The 4,393-nt window shown below is 49.6% G+C and carries 5 protein-coding genes; 1 reads left to right on the forward strand and 4 read right to left on the reverse strand.

Annotated elements, in window-relative coordinates:
• From WBV75_RS12770 to WBV75_RS12785, 4 genes are all read right to left on the reverse strand, one after another.
• A partial coding sequence (locus tag WBV75_RS12770; RefSeq protein ID WP_424120973.1) for an N-acyl-D-amino-acid deacylase family protein occupies positions 1-1,288 on the reverse strand: 1,288 nt, incomplete at its 3' end.
• A 150-nt stretch (positions 1,289-1,438) separates the two neighbouring features.
• On the reverse strand, positions 1,439-2,356 hold the full coding sequence (locus WBV75_RS12775; RefSeq protein ID WP_424120974.1) for a diacylglycerol/lipid kinase family protein: 918 nt from the start codon (positions 2,354-2,356) through the stop codon (positions 1,439-1,441).
• A gap of 37 nt (positions 2,357-2,393) precedes the next feature.
• Positions 2,394-2,579, reverse strand: coding sequence for a hypothetical protein (locus WBV75_RS12780; RefSeq protein WP_424120975.1), 186 nt, complete (start codon positions 2,577-2,579; stop codon positions 2,394-2,396).
• 61 nt (positions 2,580-2,640) lie between these two features.
• The gene (locus WBV75_RS12785; protein ID WP_424120976.1) at positions 2,641-3,372 is read right to left on the reverse strand and encodes a DUF6090 family protein; all 732 of its coding nucleotides are present in this window, start codon (positions 3,370-3,372) and stop codon (positions 2,641-2,643) included.
• A gap of 219 nt (positions 3,373-3,591) precedes the next feature.
• Here WBV75_RS12785 and WBV75_RS12790 point away from each other — a divergent pair.
• Positions 3,592-4,393 (forward strand): acyl-ACP desaturase (locus WBV75_RS12790; RefSeq protein WP_424120977.1); only part of this gene is annotated, 802 nt, incomplete at its 3' end.

Raw genomic sequence — 4,393 nt, forward strand, 5'->3', positions numbered from 1 at the left:
GAAATGTTCCATACCACCGGGGGTGGGGATGTCCCATTCCGGGCCTGACCAGCCTGCCGTCCGATGCGATCATGGTTTGTGGATGTTTCATGATACGCTCAACATCTGCCTCATCCATGGCGTGAAAAACGCAGGAAGCACCCCCGTTTAACTGGGCTTCAATGACCAGGTCTGCCCCGTTTTCCATGGTGGGCTCCAGGCCTTTTAGCTGACACCAGAATTCCAGGGTTTTTCCCTCCAGTTCGGGCATCCATGCGACCTTTGCAAACTGTACACGATTCAGGTCGGCACCTCCCCGGTCATTTACGATGTTAAATACGATGCCGGCTTTTACACTATCCCTGAGCACAGGATCTGATATCCGCTGCCTGAAAGCTTCATTACCTCCGGCCCTTGCCCAACTCGGGATGAGTATCCCGATCCCCGTATAACTGGCATTATATGGATACTGGTCTATTTTGATGTCCAGGCCTGAGGCCCGGGCAGAATCAACCATGGAAAGGGTTAGTTCGCTTTTGCCCCACATGGGTTTGCCGACCACTTTGTGATGGGTGAGCACCACGGGAATATCAGCTTCTCTGGATATAACGATGGCCTCCCGGACAGACTCCAGCAATCCTAATCCCTCCTCCCTCAAATGGGAGGTGTAGATACCTCCCCCGGCAGAGGCCACTTTGGATAATTCGATGACTTCATCGACTTTGGAGAATGTGCCGGGCAAATATTTCAGGCCTGTTGAAATCCCATAAGCCCCCTCCTGCATGGCCTGGGCTATCTGCGCTTTCATGGCGGTCAGTTCTTCCGCGGTCGGAGCCCTGTTATCCAGGCCCATCACATTTCTCCTGACCGTATTGTGGCCGATGAGGTAGCCGACATTCATACCGACGCCTATCTGTTCCAGTGAATCCAGATAGTTGCCAAAGGGCCAGGGACTGCTTCCGTCCGGCCCGCCTAAGGCGGTTGTTACCCCTTGCCGAACATGGCTTTCACAATCAGAAAGCTCAAGGATGGGATCCAGGTGCGTGTGTATATCGATAAAACCCGGGGAAACAACCAACCCGCCGGCATCGATTTCCGTCTTACCCGTAGCCCTGGAAAGGTCGCCGACGGCCACAATTTTATCTCCGTTGATTCCCAGATCTCCCGGGAAGGGTTCCCCGCCGGAACCATCCAGGATTTTCCCGTTTGAGATCAGGATATCGAAGCGCTCCGGGGAAGCACATCCCAAAATGGAAAGCAGCAACAAGAATAGGAGCCGTTGGCGTAAGTTGTAAAAGGAATAGATCATTGGTTTTCAGATTTCAGGAGTGTCAGAAGGGATTCTGCCTCGAGGAGCATGCGAGCAGGTAGCTGATTTCGCTTTTCAAGATAGAGAAATATTTAGTGCGCCCGCAGAACCCCGGGATCTTCAAAGGTTAGAATTGAGAAAACCCATATGTTACATAGTCTCCGGAGGCATCAAAAAGACAATGGCTTTCGGTAGCACACTCAGGGTTGCAGGGGTATGGCCAATAAACTCACCGTCTGCCTCAATAGGGCAGGGAACATTGCTTTCAAGCAATACCTCCTCCGCATTTTGGTAGGTGACTTCGGGATGGTTTATCCGAACCCCTGCTTTCAATTTCCCCAGGTTTTTCAGGTAATCCCAAACACTTAAATCCCCGAAAATGGTAACCTGGAACAGGCCATCATCAAGCCTGGCATCCGGTGCGACACATAGGGCATTGCCAAAATAGCGCCCGTTGGCCACGGCCATTTGGAGTAGCCGGCCCTTCCATTTCCAATTACCGCCTGTACAGGTCACTTCCTTTTTGATATAGCGGAGAAACCCGGTGAGGATGTGCCAGAAGTAATTCAGGCCCGGCCCCAGCAGCGCCGATGACTCTTCCATTTTTTGAACGACTTCACCCCCAAGCCCTGCTCCCGCGATGTTGATGAAATAGCGAACTACCCCGGTTTGTTGCAATTGTATACGGCCGAGGTCGATTTTTTGGGTTGTATGGTTTTGAATGAGATTGAAAAGGCCTTCTGTCGAATCCAAGATTTTTGCAGTTCTGGCAAAATCATTAGCCGAACCACAAGGGAGGAGTCCGATTGCCGGGTATTTATCAGCCGGAAGACTGCACTGCAAAAGGCCATTGATCACTTCGTGCAGCGTGCCATCACCCCCAACAGCAATCATGTAATCGCAGCCGTTTTCAGCAGCTTCCCTGGCCAGTTCGATAGCGTGTTTTTTTCGCCGGGTGGGCAGGAACTGCACACTTCGGGGATTCGTTTGCCGACATAACAGCTCAAGCTCGGGAAGCACCCTGACCGCGCGTTTGTTTTTGCTATTTACGATAAAGACAACCTTCATGCGGCGCGGGGGGATAGCAATTTTTAGCCTAGGAACATTATTCCTTCCCGGTAAGGGAAAGGTTGACCACAATGGCCATCAGCAGCCAGATGATAAAGGTTTCCCCATGCGACATCTCATAAACAGACCCGGCCGCCTTGGCAGCGAGTAATACGAGGTAAACGACTATAGGCGATAATAGCAGGCTGATAACGAGTTTAAGAAGTGATTTTTTGTAGTCCATATTGGTTGGTTTTAGAGTTTTCAGATAGCAGGCTCATGGCGCGGAAAAAGCGAGCACGGAATTAATTTTTCAGGCGCTCCATTTCCTGGTCTATAGCGGCAATTACCTTTTGGATTTCTTCTATGGTATTATCATACACAGTAATACCGTAAGTACGAAAGCCGATGAGTCCTGAAAGATAGTTAATGAAGTCGTCATCTGATTTCATTCTTTCAAAATCCACCGGAAAAGGTGCGGGAAAAGGCAGGTCTTTATACCGCAAATATTTTTCATTGTAACGCAGGGTTTGCTGATTGTAGATTGACCATTCCACCTTTAATTGATCTTCAGTCATATAGACAAACATGCGGTCATAGACATTGGAAATGGCCTTTTTGAGCGTGTCATTGGAGAGGATTTCTCCCTGGCTTTTCAGGGTCTCGTAGGTCGTCCTTCGGAATTTGGGGACGTGAAAAAAGTTGATATAAACGCTGGCACTGTCAATTTTACCCGAATACGGCTCATCATTGTCGATGGCCTTGAGAAGAATGCGATAATTTTTTACGGTACTTTCCTGCAGGGACTTGCCAAACTGCAGTTCTTTCAATGTCTCCTGCAGGTCGGATTTCATGTCACCAAGCAGGATAATTTCCTGTTCTTGAAGTTTCCGGTCTTCATTCCAGTTATTGACCTGGAGGGCCAACAAAATACCAATCATCACCAGGGCTATTTCACCTATTGCATACAGGAGGTATTTGCTGAATTTGTTTTCAGTTAGAAGGCGTTGGCGAAGGGTTCGAAAAAAGCGGAGCATATTTAAGGTTGCCTGAGGTGTCAAATTACAAAAAAGGAGCGAATGGCCTTATTGCACGCCGGGGTCTTCCGGGCACTTCCCGAAACCGGAACTTTGCCTGCAGGATATCTTTAGAAGTACCCGCGTACTATTTGCATCCCAACGAAGGAATCAAACAGAAAACCGCTACTTTCAAGGCCTTACCTGCTGTTTTATCCCGATCTTTGGGAAAAATCCGCCATGGTTGAGAAAAATATACGTCTGGAAGTAATGGAAGCCATTGAACCCAAAGTAGACGGGTATATGAATGAATTCCTGATTGCCCCGGAAGACATCTGGCAGCCTACAGATTTTCTCCCCGATTCCCAAAGCGAAAAGTTTTATGAGCAGGTAAGTGACCTCAGGGAAGCTTCCAAAGAACTCGGGTATGATTTCTGGGTGACCCTGGTGGCGGACACCATCACCGAAGAAGCTTTGCCCACCTATGAATCCTGGCTAATGGATGTGGAAGGCATCAGCCAACAGGACGAGCCCAACAGTTGGTCCCGTTGGGTGCGTGCCTGGACTGGGGAAGAAAACCGGCATGGGGACGTATTAAACAAATACCTGTATTTGTCCGGCCGCGTGAATATGCGGGAGATCGAGATATCTACCCAGCACCTGATCAGCGATGGCTTTGATATCGGAACCGACCGGGACCCGTATAAGAATTTTGTATACACCACTTTCCAGGAACTGGCCACCAACCTTTCCCACAAAAGGGTGGCACAGCTGGCCCGGAAAAAAGGCAATGCCCTTCTGGGTAAAATGTGCAATATTATCGCCGGCGATGAGATGCGGCACCACCTGGCCTACCGTGAGTTTGTCAAGGTAATCATGGACCACGACCCCAACGGCATGGTGCTGGCATTTACAGACATGATGAAGAAAAAGATCGTGATGCCTGCCCACTTTCTCAGGGAGTCCGGGGAATCCGCAGGGAAGGCTTTTGAAAATTTTTCGGTCTGTGCCCAGCGCTTAGGGGTTTACACCGCTACGGATT

The sequence above is a fragment of the Robiginitalea sp. genome (assembly GCF_049588695.1).
Classification (GTDB): Bacteria; Bacteroidota; Bacteroidia; order Flavobacteriales; family Flavobacteriaceae; genus Robiginitalea.